Here is an 18,645-nt window from a genome sequence, read left to right on the forward strand (position 1 = left end):
GCTCTCGATTCATTATGTTCTGCAAACTCCTGTAGAGGATATCATCATGATTAGTCTAAGTGACTTAAGAAAATTTAAAGCCGAAGGACGTAAGTTCTCTTGTCTAACTTGTTACGATGCAAGCATGGCAAAAGCAATGGAACTTGCTGAAATTGATACAATCTTAATTGGTGATTCTCTTGGAATGGCAATTCAAGGGCGAGATTCAACTTTGCCAGTCACTGTTGAAGATATGGCTTATCATACGGCAGCGGTGCGCCGTGGTAATCAGCATGCCTTGATTATGACAGACTTGCCATTTATGAGTTATGCAACCTTGAATGATGCTTTGCAAAATGCAAGAACAGTCATGCAAGCTGGCGCTCAAATGGTGAAAATCGAAGGCGGTGCATGGTTAAGTGAAATCGTGCAGGTTTTAACCCGTAATGGTGTACCTGTTTGTGTGCATTTAGGCTTAACACCTCAATCTGTACATGTATTCGGTGGCTATAAATTACAAGCTAGAACACGTGAGGCAGCAGATCAGCTTATTGCTGATTGTACAGCAGTGGTTGAGGCGGGTGCAGCGGTATTATTACTTGAATGTGTTCCTGCTCAGTTGGGTCAAGAAATTGCTGAATTATTCCCAAATACGCCTGTAATTGGTATTGGCGCAGGTAATGCAACCGATGGTCAAGTATTGGTTGTACAAGATATGTTGGGCCTAACTTTTGGTCGAGTTGCGCGCTTTGTACGTAACTTTATGAAAGAGCAATCAGGTGAAACTGCTATTTTAGATGCTTTCAAAGCTTTTCATGCTGCTGTGCAGGATCAGTCATTCCCTGCCAAAGAACATACTTTTCACGTTGAGCTGTAATTCATGAAAACAGAAACCACAATACAAGGTCTTGCAGCTTCTTTAAATCCTGCTAGAGCTGCACGTAAAATTATTGGTTTTGTCCCAACCATGGGAAATCTACATGAAGGGCATCTCACACTTGTTCGTGAAGCGAAAAAGCTATGTGATGTTGTGGTTGTAAGTATCTTCGTAAATCCGACTCAATTTGGTCCAGGCGAAGATTTTGACAGCTATCCTCGTACTTTAGAGCAGGATAGTCGCCTACTTGCCGATGTTGGCTGTGACATTATTTTTGCGCCATCAGTTGAGCAAATGTACGGTACACAACCGCGTTTAACGAACATCAGTGTCAGCCAGATTACAGATGCTTTATGTGGTAGTTCACGTCCAGGACACTTTGATGGTGTAGCTTTGGTTGTAACTAAGCTCTTTAATATTGTGCAACCGAATTACGCTTTCTTTGGACAAAAAGATTACCAACAGTTAGCCGTTATTCGTCAGTTTGTACAAGATTTAAATATTCCTTTAGAAGTGATTGGTGTGCCAATTGTTCGTGCAGCAGATGGTTTAGCGCTTAGCTCAAGAAATGGTTATTTAAGCGCTGAGCACCGTCAGATTGCTCCGGTTATTTATCAAAGTTTGAAGCAGGCTGAGCAACAGTTACATCAAGGCAAAGATTTGCAACAAGTTGTAGAAGATATCAAAACTCAGTTGACAGATAATGGTTTTGTTGTTGATTATGTCGAAGCTCGTCAGACAAATCTGTTACCTGCTACTCAATTTGATCGTGATATTGTGTTGTTTGTCGCGGCAAAACTAGGTGCAACTCGTTTGATTGACAATTTAGAAGTTGCCTTTACACCCCAATAAAAGAGATCAAAGGACAGCCATGCCATGAAGCGTATACTTATCGTGACAGGACAGTCTGGTTCAGGAAAATCTTCGGCCCTTCAAGTATTAGAAGATTTGGGCTATTACTGTATTGATAATTTGCCTTTGGCATTGCTGCCTGAAATTGTGGCAAAGCTAGATCATGAAAATAATCTGGAGCAATTGGCTTTAGGTGTGGATGTCAGAAGTACTCGGGCAGATATGCAAGAGTTCGATCATGTGTTTGAGCAATTACAAAGACATGGAACTGTTGATGTTATTTATCTGACGACACAAGATCAGGATTTGATTGCGCGTTTTAGTGCATCTCGTCGCCCGCATCCATTAGCTAATCGTTTTAAAAGTCTGTTGCAATGTATTCATGAAGAAAAGCAGTTACTGCTTCCAATTCAGTTCCGCGCTACGGTTCATATTGATACAACGGATAAAAGCGTTCATGATTTAAAGCATATTTTACTGTCTAAATTGGGGCAGTCAGATAAGCTTATTGTCATATTGCAGTCATTTGGATATAAACATGGCATTCCTTTAGATGCCGATTATGTTTTTGATGTACGGCATTTACCAAATCCGCATTGGGATTTAGAATTAAGACGTTTTTCTGGTTTGGATGAGCCAGTAAGACTATTTTTAGAAGCAAGTCCGCAAGCAAACGAAATGTTTGATGATATTCTTCACTTCTTAAAAAAATGGCTTCCCGCATTTGCTGAAGGACATCGTCACTATATGACGATTTCTATTGGTTGCACTGGGGGGCAACATCGTTCGGTTTATATCGTAGATAGACTAAAACAAGCACTTGAGGCAGAATGGTCTGTTCAGGTCTTACACAGAGAAATGAAGCACTGGTCATGATAGACACAACTGTTGATGTAATTAATAAACTCGGTTTACATGCTCGTGCATCAGGAAAACTGATAGAGGTCACTACAAAGTTTCGTTCGTCAATCCAGATTGGAAAAGGCGATCATTTGGTAGATGCAAAAAATATTATGTCTTTGCTGATGTTAGGTGCAGGTAAAGGAACCACTTTGCGATTGGTCATTGATGGTACCGACGAAGAGCAGGCATTAAATGAAGTACTGGCGTTATTCGCAGCAAAATTTTATGAGGCAGATTAATCGTGGCACGTGGTTCCCAACGTTATACTGAAGAAGATTTCGGTTCTTTAGAAGGACGTGCAAGTAAAACCGAACAGAAAAAAGCAGTGCAACGCATGGCTGCTTTAGGTGAGCAACTCGCACAACTTTCTATTAAACAAATTCAGAAACTTCCAGTTGATGAGCGTTTAATTGATGCTTTAATGGAAGTGCAGAACATTAGTTCTTTTGAAGCACGTCGTCGCCAATTTCAACGTATTGGTAAGTTATTGCGCAATGAAGATGAGACGATTATTTTGTCTTATTTAACCCCGCAGCAAGGTGCGAAAAGACAAGCTCAATTAATGCGTTGGGTCGACCGTATGATTGAGCAGGGTGATCCTGCAATTAATGAATTTAGTAAAATTTATAATGCATCGGAACGTCACACCTTGCGTCAGCATGTGTTGAGAATAAACCGCGATAAAACTCAACAGGCGAGTGAAGCAGATATTGAGGCATCAAAAGTTAAATTTGTTAACTATGTGCAGCAAATCGCATTATTGTCTGATCAAGGCTAAATGCGCTTAAATAAAAAAGCGACGCTCAAGGCGTCGCTTTTTTATTTATATATTCTCAGCACGTTCTTTTGCCCATTCTCGCAAAATAAACTTCTGTAATTTGCCGGTCGATGTTTTTGGAATTTCTGTAATAACCACATCTTTAGGAACTTTAAAGCGAGCTAACTCTTTTTGGCAATGTTCGATAATTTCTTCAGGTGTCGCTGTGGCACCCATTTTTAATTCAATAAATGCGCAGGGTACTTCTTGCCAACGAGCATCGGGTTTAGCGACGACGGCAGCAGTTAAAACAGCTGGGTGTCTATACAACACATCTTCTACTTCTAAAGATGAAATATTTTCTCCACCTGAAATAATAATGTCTTTCGAACGGTCAGTAATTTTTGCATAGCCATCTGGATGGCAAACGGCTAAGTCTCCCGTGTGGAACCATCCGCCAGCAAAAGCTTCTTGAGTTGCTTGAGGGTTCTTTAAATAGCCTTTCATGACAATATTGCCACGAAACATAATTTCCCCCATGGTTTGTCCATCATTCGGGACAGGCTGCATTGTTTCGGGGGCTAACACACGCATACTGTCTTGTAATGGGTAGGGTACACCTTGACGGGAATGAAGCTGAGCTTGTTCAGCAATTGAAAGTTCATTCCATCCTGATTGTGAAGCACACAAGGCAGAAGGACCATATGTTTCTGTTAAGCCATAAACATGGTTGACGTTAATTCCCATGTTTCGCATACCTTCAATAATAGCAACTGGAGGAGCTGCACCAGCAACCATCACTTCAACATGGTGATCAAAGTTGGTTTGTTTTTCTTTAGGTAAGTTAATAATCATTGAAAGAACAATCGGTGCACCACAGAAATAATCAACCTTATGTTCTGCAATGAGTTGCATGACTAATTCTGGGTCGACTTTGCGCAAACAAATATTCGTTCCACCGCTGGCTGCGATACTCCATGCAAAACACCAACCATTACAATGGAAAAGCGGTAATGTCCATAAATACACAGCACGAGGTTTCATGCCACAGGCTAAGATATTGCTTGCAGCATTCAGATAAGCCCCACGATGATGATAAACCACGCCTTTAGGATTACCTGTAGTTCCAGATGTATAATTTAAGCTAATTGCATCCCATTCATCTTCTGGTAAATGCCATACAAAGTTAATATCGCCTTGGGCTATCCATTCTTCATATTCAAAAGAACCGATAAACTGATTTTCACCTTCATATTCATCATCAGCTACATCAATTACAATAATATGCTGGTCAGGAATAAGAGAGAGGGCTTCTCTTGCCAAATTAACAAATTCAGGGTCAACCAACAGTACTTTGCTTTCAGCATGTTCAAGCATGAAAGCGATTGTTTTTGCATCTAAGCGAGTATTGAGTGTATTGAGTACGGCACCCGCCATTGGAACTGCGAAATGTGCTTCAACCATGGCTGGAATATTTGGCAATAAGACAGACACCGTATCATTTTTTTCAATTCCCAGTTGTTTGAGCTGAGAAGCAAACTGGCAACAACGTTGGTAAGTTTCTTTCCATGAAATTTGGCGCTTACCATGAATAATCGATGCTTGATTGGGATAAATATAAGCTGCACGCTCTAAGTAGCGTAGAGGGGACAATGCAACAAAGTTTGCGGGTGTGCGTGGTAACTCATCATAAGCACTAACCATGGTGACAACTCCGTGTTCTATTTTTAATTCATTCTTTGAAAATATGACTTAATACTCATCAAAGCATCTATGCTTTAGTCTTAAACAGAAATACCCTTCAGTCAGAAAATGAGCAAAAATGCTATTTTCTTCATCTTAAACCACTTGCGCTGAGTGTGTTTAAAAAATCTTCCCAATACATTTTAAGTCATTTATTGCTGTTTACCTGATAAGCAAAATGTATTTATGATTTTGTGGGCTCAAAGGTTTTCACTTTGCTTGAACAAGTGTAAAATCTTTCAGGTTTTTTAATTTTGATTTACACCGTTTTTATATTTTGAGGTTCGCCTCGATCATAATCTCGCGGTGAAATGCTCCTTCGTATAGGGCATCACTCCTTAAGGATTTTTTTATGCCAATTATCACATTGCCAAATGGCGATCAAAAAAGTTTTGATCACGCTGTATCTGTTATGGAAGTTGCCCAAAGTATCGGGCCTGGTCTAGCAAAAAATACTGTTGCCGGACGTGTAAATGATCGCTTAGTTGATGCATGTGACTTAATTACCGAAGATTCGACCTTACAAATTATCACTCCAAAAGATGAAGAAGGTCTTGAAATTATTCGCCATTCTTGTGCACACCTTGTAGGGCATGCTGTCAAACAGCTATTTCCTGAAGCCAAGATGGTGATTGGTCCAGTCATTGAAGAAGGTTTTTACTACGACATCTGGATGCCTCGTCCGTTTACATTAGACGATATGGCCGCGATTGAAGAGCGCATGAAAAAGCTCATCGATCAAGATTACGATGTCGTTAAAAAAATGACACCGCGTGATGAAGTAATTGCTGAATTTACTGCACGTGGCGAAGAATACAAATTACGCTTGATTGCAGACATGCCTGAAGAAACACAAATGGGCTTGTACTACCATCAAGATTATTTGGATATGTGTCGTGGTCCACACGTACCAAACACCAAATTCTTAAAATCATTCAAGCTGACAAAAATCTCTGGCGCTTACTGGCGCGGTGATGCGAAGAATGAACAGCTTCAACGTATTTATGGTACAGCATGGGCTGATAAGAAACAGCTTGCTGCGTACATTAAGCGTATTGAAGAAGCTGAAAAGCGTGACCACCGTAAAATTGGTAAAGCCTTAGACTTGTTCCATATGCAAGAAGAAGCACCAGGTATGGTGTTCTGGCATCCAAATGGTTGGATGATTTATCAAGTTCTTGAACAATACATGCGTAAAGTTCAGCAAGACAATGGTTACCTCGAGATTAAAACTCCACAAATCGTAGACTTTACGCTTTGGGAAAAATCTGGTCATGCAGCGAACTACGCTGACAACATGTTTACGACTCATTCTGAAAGTCGTAATTATGCGGTTAAGCCAATGAACTGCCCATGTCATGTGCAAGTTTTCAACCAAGGTTTGAAGTCTTACCGTGATTTACCAATTCGTTTAGCCGAGTTCGGTTCTTGCCATCGTAACGAACCATCTGGTTCTTTACACGGTATTATGCGTGTACGCGGTTTTACACAAGATGATGCTCATATCTTCTGTACTAAAGAACAAATTGGTCAAGAAGTTGCAGACTTTATTAAACTCACTTTAGATGTTTATAAAGATTTTGGCTTTGAAGAAGTGCAAATGAAACTGTCTACACGTCCAGAAAAACGTGTGGGTGACGATGCGCTTTGGGATATGGCTGAGAAATCTTTAGCAGATGCTTTAGATGCAGCGGGTCTTGAGTGGGAATTACAGCCGGGTGAAGGTGCGTTCTACGGTCCGAAAATTGAATTCTCATTGAAAGACTGTCTCGGACGTGTATGGCAATGTGGTACTATTCAATGTGACTTCAACTTACCAGAGCGTTTAGATGCGTCTTACGTAACTGAAGACAATGATCGTGATCAGCCTGTTATGTTGCATCGTGCAATTCTTGGCAGTTTTGAACGTTTTATTGGTATACTAATTGAACACTATGCTGGTTTCATGCCACCTTGGTTGTCGCCGTTACAAGCATGTGTTATGAATATTACTGACTCTCAAGCTGAAGCTTGTGAGAAAGTCGTAGCAAAACTCAAAGAAAATGGTCTTCGTGCTATTTCTGACTTGAGAAACGAAAAAATCGGATTTAAGATTCGTGAGCGTACTTTAGAGCGTATTCCTTACCTGTTAGTTCTTGGTGATCGAGAAGTTGAAGAAGGTACAGTGAATGTACGTACGCGCTCAGGAAAAAATTTAGGTACTATGTCAGTAGATGCATTCATTGACTTAGTGAAGTCTGCCGTCGCCGAACGCGGCCGGTATATTGTGGAGTAAGAAAGATTAAACAGCCTGACCGTAACCAACAACAAGGTGCAAAAAGCAACCGTCCAGCAATTAACGATGAGATCCGTGCAAAAGAAGTACGCCTCGTCGGTGCTGAAGGTGAGCAAAAAGGAATTGTTTCATTAAGTGAAGCACTGCGTGCTGCTGAAGAGGTTGAACTTGATCTTGTTGAGATCGTTGCAAACGCCGAGCCGCCTGTTTGTAAAATTATGGATTACAACAAGCACTTGTTTGACCTTAAGCAGAAGCAAAAAGATGCGAAGAAAAAACAGCATCAAGTGCAAGTGAAGGAAATCAAACTGCGCCCTGCAACTGATGTTGGTGATTATCAAGTTAAGCTTCGTGCTATTTTGAAATTCCTTGAAGAAGGAAACAAAGTGAAGATCACTTTACGTTTCCGTGGTCGTGAAATGGCTCATCAACAACTTGGCTTAGCTCAATTGCAAAAAATTGAAGCAGACGTGGCTGAGTATGGGGTTGTGGAACAAGCACCAAAAATGGAAGGCCGTCAAATGGGTATGTTACTTGGACCGAAAAAGAAAAAGTAAGACTCAAAAAAAGCACTGCAAAAGCAGTGCTTTTTTTTACTCTAATATTAATAAAAAATATCACTTAACTTTTCTTTGTTCAGTTTTATTTAAGACAATTGCTATATTTTTTTAAGAAATTCAATTCACGAATTTTATGTATTTTTTAGTGTTGGAAATCTCATCACTCCTCTTAAAACATGATATAACGCAAGACGCAGTCATGATAACGATGAATAGGAAAATAGAATGATTGATCTATATTATTGGGGTACTCCCAATGGACATAAAATCACAATTGCCTTAGAAGAAATGGGACTGGATTACACCCTTTATCCAATTAATATTTTAGAAAATGATCAATTTCAACCAGATTTCCTGAGAATTTCTCCAAATAATAAAATTCCTGCGATTGTTGATCAAAATGGACCTCGTGGTGAGCCGATATCAATATTTGAATCGGGTGCTATCTTGCAATATCTAGGTCGAAAAACCGGATTATTTTATCCAGATGATGAACAAGAGCGAGTTGAGGTTGAGCAGTGGCTCATGTGGCAAATGGGCGGGTTAGGGCCTATGCTTGGGCAAAATCATCATTTTAATCGTTTTGCCCCAGAAAAAATCCCCTATGCCATAGACCGCTATGTAAATGAAACTAAACGTTTATATGGTGTACTTAATAAACAATTAATTGGTCAAAAGTTTGTTGCTGGTGAGTACTCGATTGCTGATATGGCAATTTTACCTTGGATATTGCGTTATGAATGGCAAGGTATTCAACTTGAAGATTACCCATATGTACAAGAATATATTGTCCGCTTAACAGCACGCCCAGCAGTTCAGAAAGCATTATCGATTAAAGTGGCTTAATTTCTTGCCTAGATTTAATAAATGCTTAAAGCAAAAAGTCATTTGGTATAATTGCTTATGCTGAGTTACTTTTTGCTTTTTATCAGTGCTTTTGGCGCTGCCACATTATTACCTCTACAGTCTGAAGCGGTATTGGTCACCTTATTATTAAAGGGACAATATTCAGCTTTGCTTTTAATCAGTACTGCTACTTTGGGTAATGTCTTAGGTTCTTGTGTCAATTGGTGGTTAGGCCTAAAGATAGAGCAGTTTAAACATCGAAAGTGGTTTCCAGTTTCTGAAAAACGTTTAGAACAAGCCCAGCGCTTTTATCATAAGTATGGTTTTTACTCCTTACTTTTGAGTTGGGCACCTATCATTGGCGATCCAATTACTTTGGTTGCTGGACTCTTCAAAGAAAATTTTTGGCGTTTCCTTGGTATTGTTATTATTGCCAAAGCAGGACGCTATTTGTTTATTTACTGGGTGGTGATGGGTTTTATTTAAAATAAAAAAGCATCCGAAGATGCTTTGATTTATAACTATTTAAATTAATCTTCTGAGCTTCTGGTGATATCAACTTTAAATAGATCGTTCGTTTTGATCCAACAGAAAGTCACAACAACCAGCGTCATGCAGCCTCCAAAAATTGTAGCGGTAATCGTGCCTAAATATTTAGCCGCTAAACCTGATTCAAAGGCTCCTAATTCATTACTTGAAGATACAAACATACCATTTACGGCAGCAACGCGGCCTCGCATATTTTCTGGTGGGAAAATTTGCAAAATGGTTTGTCTTACAACAACAGAAATACTGTCACATGCGCCTGTCATAGCAAGAGCAAAAAGAGATAACCACATATTATTTGAGAAGGCGAATAGAATAGTAAATATTCCGAAACCTGCTACAGCAAGTAACATGTTACGCCATGCATGCTGAGTTGGCGGAAAGCGAGTCAAAGCAATCATAGTGATAAGTGCGCCTATAGATGGAGCTGCTCGTAAATATCCAAGCCCTTCAGGACCGACTTTTAATATATCTTCTGCGAAAATTGGTAATAACGCGATAACGCCACCAAATAAAACAGAAGCTAAATCAAGAGAAATCGCCCAAAGAACAATTTTGGTTTTCCAGATAAAACGGAAACCTTCTCCTAAGCTTTCTAGAATATTGTCAGTTTCAATTTTAGGGAAATTACGTTTATGCAATAAGTTAATTAAAATAAAGCAAATGCCAAGTAAAACAGCAACGCTAAATAGGCTGGTTTCTCTACCTAAATAAGCAAGCATGAAACCACCCAGCATTGGTCCAATAATTACACCACTTTGCCAACCAATGGTTGTCCATGTCGCACCATTTGCATAAAGTTCGCGTGGAATTAAAAATGGTTTTAAAGATGTTGCAGAAGGATTGTAGAAACCGCGGATTGTTCCTAAACCGAAAATAACAGCATAAATGCCCCAAGAAAGGAAGCTAACACTGATATGCTCTAAACCATGTAAGTGGAAAAGTAACCATAAAACCAAGGGAAGGGGAACCGCAAAAAATAAACAGATTTTCATAATAATCTGTTTATTAAACCTATCTGCAAAATAGCCTCCCCAAAGAGAAAGGGCAATAAAAGGAATGGCTTCTGCAAGTCCGATTAAACCTAAAGTCAGTGGGTCTTTAGTGATTTGATATAATGAATAGGCAACAATAATTTCTTGAATCAAAATTGCGAGCGTTAAGCAAAACTGATTGATCGTAACGATAGAAAAGTCTCGATACCGTAATGCAGCGAAAGCATCATTTTGTATATTCATATTCTTTTGAATTTAGGAGATTGCACTTATTATAGGCGATGATTTTATGGATTTTCTCGTAATTTGATAATTGATTATAGAAAATATCGTTTATATAAAATAGACAATTTACTATCAAAAAATGAGCATTTTACTTTTGTTTTAAGTTGGGATGCTTTAGAATATCGGCTCCCTTACCTGCAGGTCGTTTTTGCAATGGTGCAAACGTTCCGAACAGGTGTTCAAAAGAGGTTGTTATGCCTAAGATGAAAACTCGCCGCGGTGCTGCTAAACGCTTCAAGGCGACTGCACACGGTTTCAAGCGCAAACAAGCATTTAAGCGCCACATTTTGACCAAAAAATCTGCTAAACGTATCCGTCAATTACGCGGCTGTGTAATGGTTCATGTTTCTGACGTGAACTCAGTTCGTCGTATGTGCCCATACATCTAAGGAGATTATAAATGGCTCGTGTAAAACGTGGTGTAGTGGCTCATCGTCGTCACAAAAAAATTCTTGCTCGCGCTAAAGGTTACTATGGTGCTCGTTCACGCGTTTACCGCGTAGCGTTCCAAGCGGTAATCAAAGCTGGTCAATATGCTTATCGTGACCGCCGTCAAAAGAAACGTCAATTCCGTGCTCTATGGATTGCGCGTATCAATGCTGGTGCTCGTCAAAACGGTTTGTCTTACAGCCGTATGATCGATGGCTTGAAAAAAGCTCAAGTGATCATCGACCGTCGCGTATTAGCTGACATCGCTATGCATGATGCAGTAGCATTTGCTGCTTTAGCTGAAAAAGCTAAAGGCGCATTAGCTGCATAAGCTTAGAGATTTAAAAAAAGACCGCTTTTAGCGGTCTTTTTTTATTATTTAGTTAAAGCCCAAAATAATAAGCCAGAGCACAAATAATAATCGTTAGAATAATCAGCTTAATAACGCCTGAACCAGTACCTTTATGGTGATGAGATTTCAAATGTTGTGGATTTTCATTTGATTGCTCGAACGGAGAGGCTTTAACTACAGGTGCGATCTGAGCTGTTTGGAAGTGATTTGCAGACTTAACAATAAGTTTGGCAAATAAATCATCAGTTTTTTGCGTAAAATTTCTTAAATTAATGAGTTGTTCTTGGTCTAGTTCTTCTCCTAATGGATCATTTGCAAGGCGTTTCTTTTGTTCTAAATAATTAGCCAATGCTTGAGTGCGAGATAAAAGCTGATGAGCATAATCTGCAGGATAATTCTCTGGAATTAAAGCAAGTCTTGGTTCTTGGCTCGTAATGTTTGTACCATCAAAATGAGCTTTTTGAAATTCTGGCTCTTCAAACCCTGCTGCATATTTACTACGAAATAATTCACTCTCCATAAAGTCAGCTATTTCTTGCCATGGCGGATTTTTTAAATCAGCTTCAATTTTTTTTGATAATTTTTCATTGAGTTCAAAACGCCAGAAAGTTTCTAGACGAAGCTCACAGGTTTGTGAAGCAGGCGCTTCAAACTCATTATCATTGTTATACCATTCAGCAAGTTCATGGCCAAAAATCCATGCAAATTTCTTATCATTTTGATGGCTAACGATAAAATGAGTATAAGGCAGAAGCTCAACGTTGCTGTTTGGATTTTGCTCTTCATTTAGAAGACTTGATAAATGTAAACTGAGCTGAGTGGTACCTTGTTTTTTTAGCGCTTCTAGCCAAACTTGAAAGTGTTGAGCGAGTAAATGCTGAGAAGCTAAGTCACGAAACTGAAAACTATGGTGGTCAAAAATATGATGTTGTCGCCATTGGGTAAAGCTTAAATTCTGACGGAGGTATTCATTACCATACGTCACAAGCGTAAGTTGTTGTTTCCAAATTTGATTGAGCGCCATAATAGTTGATCTCATTGACGATGCTATTATCTTATACGTTTTATCTTTTTGTTGCCTAATACATTTTTCATGATGGATAAACTTCATCAATCTGATGAAAAACTGTTAGAATGCAGTGTTTTATTATATTTTTTTTAATTTGTTGCTTTGAGAGTTAATATGTCACTGGAAGCCCTGACCACAGAAGCGCTTGCTGCCATTGCAGCAGCTCAAGACCTTGTTGCACTTGATCAGGTGCGTGTGCAATTTACAGGGAAAAAAAGCCAGCTTGCAGAACAATCGAAAGCATTAGGGAAAATGGACCCTGAAGAACGCAAAGTACAAGGTGCTGCGATTCATGCTGTTCGAGAAACAATTAATACTGCTTTAACAGAACGTCAAGCGGCATTACAACAGGCAGCACTTGAGCAAAAACTAGCAAGTGAAACGATTGATATTACTTTGCCAGGCCGCGGTCAACGCGTTGGTACAGTTCACCCTGTTACTCAAGTACAAGAAAGAATTTGTCAGTTCTTCACTAAAGCTGGTTTTACAGTTGCGACTGGTCCAGAAGTTGAAGATGACTATCACAATTTTGAAGCATTAAATATTCCTGGTCACCATCCAGCGCGTGCTATGCACGATACTTTCTATTTTGATGCCACTCATTTACTGCGTACGCACACGTCTGGTGTACAGATTCGTACGATGGAAACAAGTGAGCCACCAATTCGTATCGTATGTCCAGGCCGTGTTTATCGTTGTGACTCTGATCAGACGCATTCGCCAATGTTCCATCAGATCGAAGGTCTATACGTTGCTGAGAACACCAGTTTTGCTGAATTAAAAGGTTTATTAATTAACCTGCTGAATGAATTTTTTGAAAAAGATTTAAAGGTACGTTTCCGTCCATCATATTTCCCGTTTACTGAACCAAGTGCAGAAGTAGATATTATGGATGAACGTGGCCGTTGGTTAGAGGTTTTAGGCTGTGGCATGGTACATCCAAATGTATTAAGTGCTGCGGGTATTGATCCTGATAAATACAAAGGCTTTGCTTTTGGTTTAGGGGTAGAGCGCTTTGCTATGTTGCGTTATGGCATTAATGACTTGCGTATGTTCTATCAAAATGATGTGCGTTTCTTACGCCAATTTGCCTAACAGTTTTTCAGGATTAAAAAAGGTTTATAAAGATGAAGATTAGCGAAAATTGGCTACGTACATGGGTTAATCCGGCAATTGATAGTGATACATTGTCTGATCAGTTGACGATGCTTGGTCTTGAAGTGGATGAATTGGCACCTGTAGCTAAACCATTTACAGGTGTTGTAATAGGTGAAGTGCTCACTGTTGAGCAGCACCCTGATGCAGACCGTCTACGTGTTACAACAGTGAATATTGGTTCAGGTGAGCCTTTACAAATTGTATGTGGCGCACCGAACGTTCGCGCTGGAATGAAAGCTCCAGTTGCAACTATTGGTGCAGTTTTACCTGGTGATTTTAAAATCAAAAAAGGTAAACTTCGTGGAGTTGAGTCACAAGGCATGCTTTGTGGTGCTTCGGAGATTGATCTTGAAGATAAAATCGATGGTTTACTCGAATTGCCAGCTGATGCTCCAGTAGGATTAAATATCCGCGAATACCTTAAACTTGACGATAATGTCATTGATATCAGCATTACACCAAACCGTGGTGACTGTTTTAGTATTCGTGGTATTGCCCGTGAAATTGCAGTGATTAATAAGCTGCAAATGAATGAGCCCGTCATTAACTCGGTTGATGCCACTATTGCTGATGAGAAAAAAGTAGTTATCAGTACTGAGGGTGCTCCGCGTTATCTAGGGCGTGTAGTTAAAAACGTTAATGTAAAAGCTGCGACTCCTGAGTGGATGGAACAGGCTTTATCACGTTCAGGAATTCGTACACATAGTATTTTGGTTGATGTGACCAACTATGTCTTAATGGAATTGGGTCAACCAATGCACGCATTCGATTTGTCTAAAATCGAAGGGACTGTACATGTTCGTCAAGCAACACAACAAGAAAAATTACAACTTCTGAATGATCAAGAAGTTGAGTTGCAAGAAGATATAATGGTGATTGCTGATGATCAAAAAGCTCTAGCAATTGCTGGAATTATGGGGGGGTTATCGTCAAGTGTAACTGATGATACGACTGATATTTTCTTAGAAAGTGCTTTCTTTGCACCACTTGCGATCGCTGGGCGTGCTCGTCGTTTTGGTTTACATACCGACTCTTCGCAGCGTTATGAACGCGGTGTAGATTTCGAATTGCCTTTAATTGCCATGAATCGTGCTTCACAGCTTATTCAACAGTTAGCAGGCGGCGAGTTTGGTCCAATTACTGTAGCTGAAAAAACTGATCTACTGCCTAAGCGTGAAGCAATTGAATTGAAACAAGCTCAGGTAGACCAATTATTGGGATATCAAGTTGCGGGTGAGTTCATTGCAGATGCTTTAACTCGACTAGGCTGTAAGGTAACAGTTAAGGCTGAAGGTGAATGGAGTGTAGTACCACCATCACATCGCTATGACATGGCTATTTATCAAGACTTAATTGAAGAAGTAGCGCGTATTGATGGCTATGACAATATCCAAATTAGCTTACCAAGCATGGATGTTAAATTTGCTAAATATCAAGATCGTTTTGAACTCGCTGAGCTGCGTCAAACGATCGTGACTTTAGGTTATCAAGAAGCAATTAGCTTTAGCTTTGCTGATGCAAAACTTGAAAAGCAATTAAACCCACAAGTAAATCCATTAATGCTAGCAAATCCAATTTCAAGTGATTTGGCTGCGATGCGTAGTACTTTACTTTCAAGTTTAATTCCTTGCATACAATATAATCTTAACCGTCAGCAAAGCCGTGTTCGTTTCTTTGAATTAGGGCTACGTTTTGATTATCAAAATGCTAAAAGTATTGAAGATCTAAAACAGATTCCAACTTTAGCTTTGGTTGCAGTAGGTTCACAGCAACCTGAATCTTGGCATGTTAAGCCTCAAGCAATGGATTTCTTCGACTTCAAAGGAGAGATTGAAGAGATTCTAGCTGCTGGTCGTGTCAAAGTTGAATATTTGCGTTCAGAGCGTGTATGGTTGCATCCAGGACAGTCTGCTGAAATTCTAGTTGATGGACAATCAATTGGTTACTTAGGCCGTCTGCATCCATCTTTAGAAAATGAGCTAGATTTGAGCACGACTTGGGTTGCTGAACTCGATCAAACAGCAGTTTTGCAATCTTATGTATCTAATTTTACAGAATTATCACGTTTTCCTTCGATCAGACGTGATATTGCGCTTTTAATCTCTGATAATATAAATGTTAGAGATATTCAGCAGTTAATCGAAAAAACTGGTGGAGAGCTTTTAGACTCTACATGGTTATTCGATGTGTATACGGGGCAGGGTGTCGAAGAAGGTAAACGCTCATTAGCGTTTGCGTTATTATGGCAACATCCTTCACGTACGCTTGAAGATGCTGAAATTAAATCTGGTATGGACAATATAATCCAAGTGTTAGAAAACACTTATCAAGCGACATTGAGGGCCTCATGACAGCATTAACTAAAGCAGACATGGCTGATCATTTAAGTGAGTTAACCAGCTTAAATCGCCGTGAAGCAAAACAAATGGTCGAGTTGTTCTTCGACGAAATTAGCCAAGCACTTATTTCTGGGGAGCAGGTTAAGCTTTCTGGTTTTGGTAATTTTGAGTTAAGAGATAAACGCGAACGTCCAGGACGTAATCCTAAAACAGGTGAAGAAATTCCAATTTCAGCACGTAGGGTAGTGACCTTCAGAGCGGGTCAGAAGTTTAGACAACGCGTTGGAAATGAGCAGATCGATTGATCTGCTTTTTTTTACTTATATTTAGATGGCTTTATTCAGCTACGATGTGTGATATCAATTTATCTAGATAGTTTAAGCGAAATGATTTTTAGAATATAAAATTTAGGCGTAAAAAAAGAGGACAGAATGTCCTCTTTTTATCTAATCTATATAGATTAGTGTGCAGCAGAAGCAGCAGGTGCAGAAGCAGCAGGTGCAGAAGCAGCAGCAGCATCAACAGCTGAAGAAGCAGCAGTAGCAGCTTCAGAAGCAGCAGAAGCAGCAGAAGAAGCAGCAGCTACAGCTTCAGAAGCAGCAGCAGCAGGAGCTTCTTCTTTCTTAGAACAACCAACGAAAGCTAAAGTAGCAGCTACAGCAGCAACGGCAGCAAATTTTTTGAATAACATGGCATCACTCTCACAAAAAAGATTTGAGATTAAAAAAACCTAAGTTGGACTGTTTTGCTTTTATTATTCCTAAAACGTAGCTAGGTAACAACGCATGGAGCAGTCTAACTGGTCTGCCGCTATGCTATCACTGCAAATGCTGAAATACTACTGTCGTCTGTCAAAAAAATGTATGAAAAACAGAAAAACAGTCTGTTTTTTAACAGAAAAAAACAATCAATCAGCTTGAGTGTATTGGAAAAGGTAGAGATAAACTACTAAAAAACTTATTTTTTTTAATTCAAAAATAATTATTATCAAAAGCTTATAAGTAAAGTTACATAAAAAACTGCAAAATGTATTTTTGTGTAAAGCTTGTCAACCAAATAAAAAGCCACTCAAAAGAGTGGCTTTTTATGAAGATTAATCGATTAAGTTGAAGCTTTACGCTTCATCTGATCGAAGAAATCATCATTTGTTTTGGTTTCTTTCATACGATCGAGTAAGAATTCCATTGCAGCCAGCTCATCCATAGGATGTAGAAGCTTACGGAGGATCCATACTTTACGTAAGTTATCATCATCCATTAAACGCTCTTCACGACGAGTGCCAGATTTCTTAATATTCATGGCAGGGAAGACGCGTTTTTCAGCAATACGGCGATCAAGTGTAATCTCTTGGTTACCTGTACCTTTGAATTCCTCATAAATTACGTCATCCATTTTACTGCCTGTTTCAATCAAAGCAGTTGAAATGATCGTAAGAGATCCGCCTTCTTCAATATTACGTGCAGCACCGAAGAAACGTTTAGGGCGCTCTAATGCATGAGCATCTACACCACCAGTTAATACTTTACCTGATGATGGGATAACGGTGTTGTAGGCACGTGCAAGACGGGTAATAGAGTCAAGAAGAATCACAACGTCTTTTTTATGTTCAACAAGACGTTTTGCTTTTTCAATTACCATTTCTGCAACTTGTACGTGGCGAGCAGGAGCTTCATCGAATGTTGAAGCAATGACTTCACCGCGAACAGTACGTTCCATTTCAGTTACTTCTTCTGGACGCTCGTCAATTAATAGAACAATCAGGAATACTTCAGGATTGTTTCTAACAATAGATTGAGCAATATTTTGAAGTAACATTGTTTTACCCGCTTTTGGCGGTGCAACAATAATAGAACGTTGTCCTTTACCAATTGGCGCAACTAAGTCAACAACACGAGCAGTTAAGTCTTCTGTCGTACCATTACCGAGTTCCATAACCAATTGTTCAGTTGGGAAAAGGGGTGTTAAGTTTTCAAATAAAATTTTATTTCGAGAATTTTCTGGCGTGTCATAGTTAATCTGGTTAACTTTGAGCAACGCAAAATAACGCTCACCTTCTTTTGGAGGGCGAATAGTACCTGTGATGGTATCACCTGTACGCAAGTTAAAGCGTCGGATTTGTGAAGGACTCACATAAATATCATCCGGACCTGCTAAATACGAACCTGCCGCAGAGCGCAAAAAACCAAAACCATCAGAGAGAATTTCAAGAACGCCATCACCAAAAATTTCTTCGCCATTCATTGCATGGCGTTTCAAAATGGCAAAGATAATATCTTGCTTTCGGTTACGAGCCATACCTTCCAGGCCCATAAATTCAGCAATTTTAATTAATTCACCAATTGGTTTTTTCTTGAGTTCAGTTAAATTCATAAGGGTCAGAATTAGGAAAGAGTAGAGTGTGGTTTAAAAAGAAGAAAAATCGCTCGCATACAAAAAAGATTATCGCAATTGTATTTACACAATAACAATTCAGAAGTCTGATTGATTGTTTCGAAGAAAAATGTGAAAAAACAATTTCTGTTGCCGAGTGGCGATCTTTATGTTTGTGTCTTGTAAGAAGCCGGACGAAGATGATTCCCTTCAGTGCCTCTTGAGCATGCAATATAAGCCAGCTTAGTTAATTTGTCAATTTATAGCCGAAAAAAATACGCTATAAAAAAGTATAGCGTATTTTCATTCT

General features: G+C 39.4%; 20 protein-coding genes. 15 read left to right on the plus strand and 5 right to left on the minus strand.

Annotated features, from left to right (window positions below; translation table 11 throughout):
• Positions 1-46 precede the first annotated feature (46 nt).
• The 5 genes from panB to yjgA are packed head-to-tail and all read left to right on the plus strand — an operon-like array spanning position 47 to position 3,389.
• Positions 47-856: a 3-methyl-2-oxobutanoate hydroxymethyltransferase gene (gene panB, locus ACS125_RS07055; RefSeq protein ID WP_004794557.1), complete on the plus strand. Its 810-nt coding sequence runs from the start codon at positions 47-49 to the stop codon at positions 854-856.
• Positions 857-859: 3 nt separating this feature from the next.
• Positions 860-1,708: a pantoate--beta-alanine ligase gene (panC, locus tag ACS125_RS07060; protein WP_111855404.1), complete on the plus strand. Its 849-nt coding sequence runs from the start codon at positions 860-862 to the stop codon at positions 1,706-1,708.
• Positions 1,709-1,732: 24 nt separating this feature from the next.
• Positions 1,733-2,584, plus strand: coding sequence for an RNase adapter RapZ (gene rapZ / locus ACS125_RS07065; RefSeq protein WP_004794551.1), 852 nt, complete (start codon positions 1,733-1,735; stop codon positions 2,582-2,584).
• A complete protein-coding gene (locus tag ACS125_RS07070) occupies positions 2,581-2,850 on the plus strand; it encodes an HPr family phosphocarrier protein (RefSeq protein WP_013198928.1) in 270 nt (89 codons plus the stop codon). Before rapZ ends, ACS125_RS07070 begins: the two co-directional genes overlap by 4 nt.
• Before the next feature lie 2 nt (positions 2,851-2,852).
• Positions 2,853-3,389 (plus strand): ribosome biogenesis factor YjgA, encoded by a 537-nt coding sequence (yjgA, locus tag ACS125_RS07075; RefSeq protein ID WP_004794549.1) that lies wholly within the window; start codon positions 2,853-2,855, stop codon positions 3,387-3,389.
• Between the two features lie 45 nt (positions 3,390-3,434).
• On the opposite strand, the gene ACS125_RS07080 is transcribed toward yjgA, so the two are convergent.
• The gene (locus ACS125_RS07080) at positions 3,435-5,072 is read right to left on the minus strand and encodes an acyl-CoA synthetase (RefSeq protein ID WP_443271253.1); all 1,638 of its coding nucleotides are present in this window, start codon (positions 5,070-5,072) and stop codon (positions 3,435-3,437) included.
• A 391-nt stretch (positions 5,073-5,463) separates the two neighbouring features.
• Here ACS125_RS07080 and thrS point away from each other — a divergent pair, with 391 nt between their 5' ends.
• From thrS to ACS125_RS07100, 4 genes are all read left to right on the plus strand, one after another.
• Complete coding sequence (gene thrS / locus ACS125_RS07085) at positions 5,464-7,386, plus strand: threonine--tRNA ligase (protein ID WP_440203321.1); 1,923 nt, start codon at positions 5,464-5,466, stop codon at positions 7,384-7,386.
• A 5-nt stretch (positions 7,387-7,391) separates the two neighbouring features.
• Entirely contained in the window at positions 7,392-7,943 is a 552-nt protein-coding gene (gene infC / locus ACS125_RS07090; protein ID WP_081399203.1) for a translation initiation factor IF-3, read from the plus strand.
• A gap of 228 nt (positions 7,944-8,171) precedes the next feature.
• A complete protein-coding gene (locus tag ACS125_RS07095) occupies positions 8,172-8,792 on the plus strand; it encodes a glutathione S-transferase N-terminal domain-containing protein (protein WP_005302422.1) in 621 nt (206 codons plus the stop codon).
• A gap of 57 nt (positions 8,793-8,849) precedes the next feature.
• Positions 8,850-9,278: a YqaA family protein gene (locus ACS125_RS07100; protein WP_004794540.1), complete on the plus strand. Its 429-nt coding sequence runs from the start codon at positions 8,850-8,852 to the stop codon at positions 9,276-9,278.
• Positions 9,279-9,322: 44 nt separating this feature from the next.
• Here ACS125_RS07100 and nreB read toward each other — a convergent pair whose 3' ends face one another.
• Entirely contained in the window at positions 9,323-10,576 is a 1,254-nt protein-coding gene (gene nreB, locus ACS125_RS07105; protein ID WP_174738799.1) for a nickel resistance MFS transporter NreB, read from the minus strand.
• A 236-nt stretch (positions 10,577-10,812) separates the two neighbouring features.
• Between nreB and rpmI the strand changes: the two genes are divergently transcribed.
• Positions 10,813-11,007 (plus strand): 50S ribosomal protein L35, encoded by a 195-nt coding sequence (gene rpmI / locus ACS125_RS07110; protein WP_003655048.1) that lies wholly within the window; start codon positions 10,813-10,815, stop codon positions 11,005-11,007.
• Between the two features lie 11 nt (positions 11,008-11,018).
• Complete coding sequence (rplT, locus tag ACS125_RS07115) at positions 11,019-11,378, plus strand: 50S ribosomal protein L20 (protein ID WP_000124858.1); 360 nt, start codon at positions 11,019-11,021, stop codon at positions 11,376-11,378.
• Between the two features lie 52 nt (positions 11,379-11,430).
• On the opposite strand, the gene ACS125_RS07120 is transcribed toward rplT, so the two are convergent.
• Positions 11,431-12,423: a hypothetical protein gene (locus tag ACS125_RS07120; RefSeq protein ID WP_443271259.1), complete on the minus strand. Its 993-nt coding sequence runs from the start codon at positions 12,421-12,423 to the stop codon at positions 11,431-11,433.
• Positions 12,424-12,582: 159 nt separating this feature from the next.
• On the opposite strand from ACS125_RS07120, the gene pheS reads away from it, so the two are divergent.
• From pheS to ACS125_RS07135, 3 genes are read left to right on the plus strand one after another with little or no spacing between them, the layout of a single operon-like run.
• Complete coding sequence (pheS, locus tag ACS125_RS07125) at positions 12,583-13,563, plus strand: phenylalanine--tRNA ligase subunit alpha (RefSeq protein ID WP_004794529.1); 981 nt, start codon at positions 12,583-12,585, stop codon at positions 13,561-13,563.
• A 32-nt stretch (positions 13,564-13,595) separates the two neighbouring features.
• Positions 13,596-15,977 (plus strand): phenylalanine--tRNA ligase subunit beta, encoded by a 2,382-nt coding sequence (gene pheT, locus ACS125_RS07130; RefSeq protein ID WP_443271261.1) that lies wholly within the window; start codon positions 13,596-13,598, stop codon positions 15,975-15,977.
• The gene (locus ACS125_RS07135) at positions 15,974-16,270 is read left to right on the plus strand and encodes an integration host factor subunit alpha (RefSeq protein WP_443271263.1); all 297 of its coding nucleotides are present in this window, start codon (positions 15,974-15,976) and stop codon (positions 16,268-16,270) included. Before pheT ends, ACS125_RS07135 begins: the two co-directional genes overlap by 4 nt.
• 155 nt (positions 16,271-16,425) lie before the next feature.
• Here the strand turns inward: ACS125_RS07135 and ACS125_RS07140 are convergent, their stop codons facing one another.
• Entirely contained in the window at positions 16,426-16,656 is a 231-nt protein-coding gene (locus tag ACS125_RS07140) for a hypothetical protein (RefSeq protein ID WP_443271266.1), read from the minus strand.
• Positions 16,657-16,750: 94 nt separating this feature from the next.
• Between ACS125_RS07140 and ACS125_RS07145 the strand changes: the two genes are divergently transcribed.
• On the plus strand, positions 16,751-16,885 hold the full coding sequence (locus tag ACS125_RS07145) for a hypothetical protein (protein ID WP_081399565.1): 135 nt from the start codon (positions 16,751-16,753) through the stop codon (positions 16,883-16,885).
• Positions 16,886-17,066: 181 nt separating this feature from the next.
• Here ACS125_RS07145 and rho read toward each other — a convergent pair whose 3' ends face one another.
• Entirely contained in the window at positions 17,067-18,335 is a 1,269-nt protein-coding gene (rho, locus tag ACS125_RS07150; RefSeq protein WP_004794523.1) for a transcription termination factor Rho, read from the minus strand.
• Between the last annotated feature and the right edge of the window lie 310 nt (positions 18,336-18,645).

Source organism: Acinetobacter sp. PFS20, from assembly GCF_052261015.1.
Classification (GTDB): Bacteria; Pseudomonadota; Gammaproteobacteria; order Pseudomonadales; family Moraxellaceae; genus Acinetobacter.

What these genes read in the sequence shown, in the direction of transcription:
- rho (WP_004794523.1), bottom strand. Translation starts at nt 18,335, where the DNA reads ATGAATTTAACTGAACTCAAGAAAAAACCAATTGGTGAATTAATTAAA.
- ACS125_RS07070 (WP_013198928.1), top strand. Translation starts at nt 2,581, where the DNA reads ATGATAGACACAACTGTTGATGTAATTAATAAACTCGGTTTACATGCT.
- ACS125_RS07095 (WP_005302422.1), top strand. Translation starts at nt 8,172, where the DNA reads ATGATTGATCTATATTATTGGGGTACTCCCAATGGACATAAAATCACA.
- rpmI (WP_003655048.1), top strand. Translation starts at nt 10,813, where the DNA reads ATGCCTAAGATGAAAACTCGCCGCGGTGCTGCTAAACGCTTCAAGGCG.
- rplT (WP_000124858.1), top strand. Translation starts at nt 11,019, where the DNA reads ATGGCTCGTGTAAAACGTGGTGTAGTGGCTCATCGTCGTCACAAAAAA.
- pheS (WP_004794529.1), top strand. Translation starts at nt 12,583, where the DNA reads ATGTCACTGGAAGCCCTGACCACAGAAGCGCTTGCTGCCATTGCAGCA.
- panB (WP_004794557.1), top strand. Translation starts at nt 47, where the DNA reads ATGATTAGTCTAAGTGACTTAAGAAAATTTAAAGCCGAAGGACGTAAG.
- thrS (WP_440203321.1), top strand. Translation starts at nt 5,464, where the DNA reads ATGCCAATTATCACATTGCCAAATGGCGATCAAAAAAGTTTTGATCAC.
- ACS125_RS07100 (WP_004794540.1), top strand. Translation starts at nt 8,850, where the DNA reads ATGCTGAGTTACTTTTTGCTTTTTATCAGTGCTTTTGGCGCTGCCACA.
- rapZ (WP_004794551.1), top strand. Translation starts at nt 1,733, where the DNA reads ATGAAGCGTATACTTATCGTGACAGGACAGTCTGGTTCAGGAAAATCT.
- ACS125_RS07140 (WP_443271266.1), bottom strand. Translation starts at nt 16,656, where the DNA reads ATGTTATTCAAAAAATTTGCTGCCGTTGCTGCTGTAGCTGCTACTTTA.
- ACS125_RS07080 (WP_443271253.1), bottom strand. Translation starts at nt 5,072, where the DNA reads ATGGTTAGTGCTTATGATGAGTTACCACGCACACCCGCAAACTTTGTT.
- nreB (WP_174738799.1), bottom strand. Translation starts at nt 10,576, where the DNA reads ATGAATATACAAAATGATGCTTTCGCTGCATTACGGTATCGAGACTTT.
- panC (WP_111855404.1), top strand. Translation starts at nt 860, where the DNA reads ATGAAAACAGAAACCACAATACAAGGTCTTGCAGCTTCTTTAAATCCT.
- ACS125_RS07120 (WP_443271259.1), bottom strand. Translation starts at nt 12,423, where the DNA reads ATGGCGCTCAATCAAATTTGGAAACAACAACTTACGCTTGTGACGTAT.
- pheT (WP_443271261.1), top strand. Translation starts at nt 13,596, where the DNA reads ATGAAGATTAGCGAAAATTGGCTACGTACATGGGTTAATCCGGCAATT.
- ACS125_RS07135 (WP_443271263.1), top strand. Translation starts at nt 15,974, where the DNA reads ATGACAGCATTAACTAAAGCAGACATGGCTGATCATTTAAGTGAGTTA.
- ACS125_RS07145 (WP_081399565.1), top strand. Translation starts at nt 16,751, where the DNA reads ATGGAGCAGTCTAACTGGTCTGCCGCTATGCTATCACTGCAAATGCTG.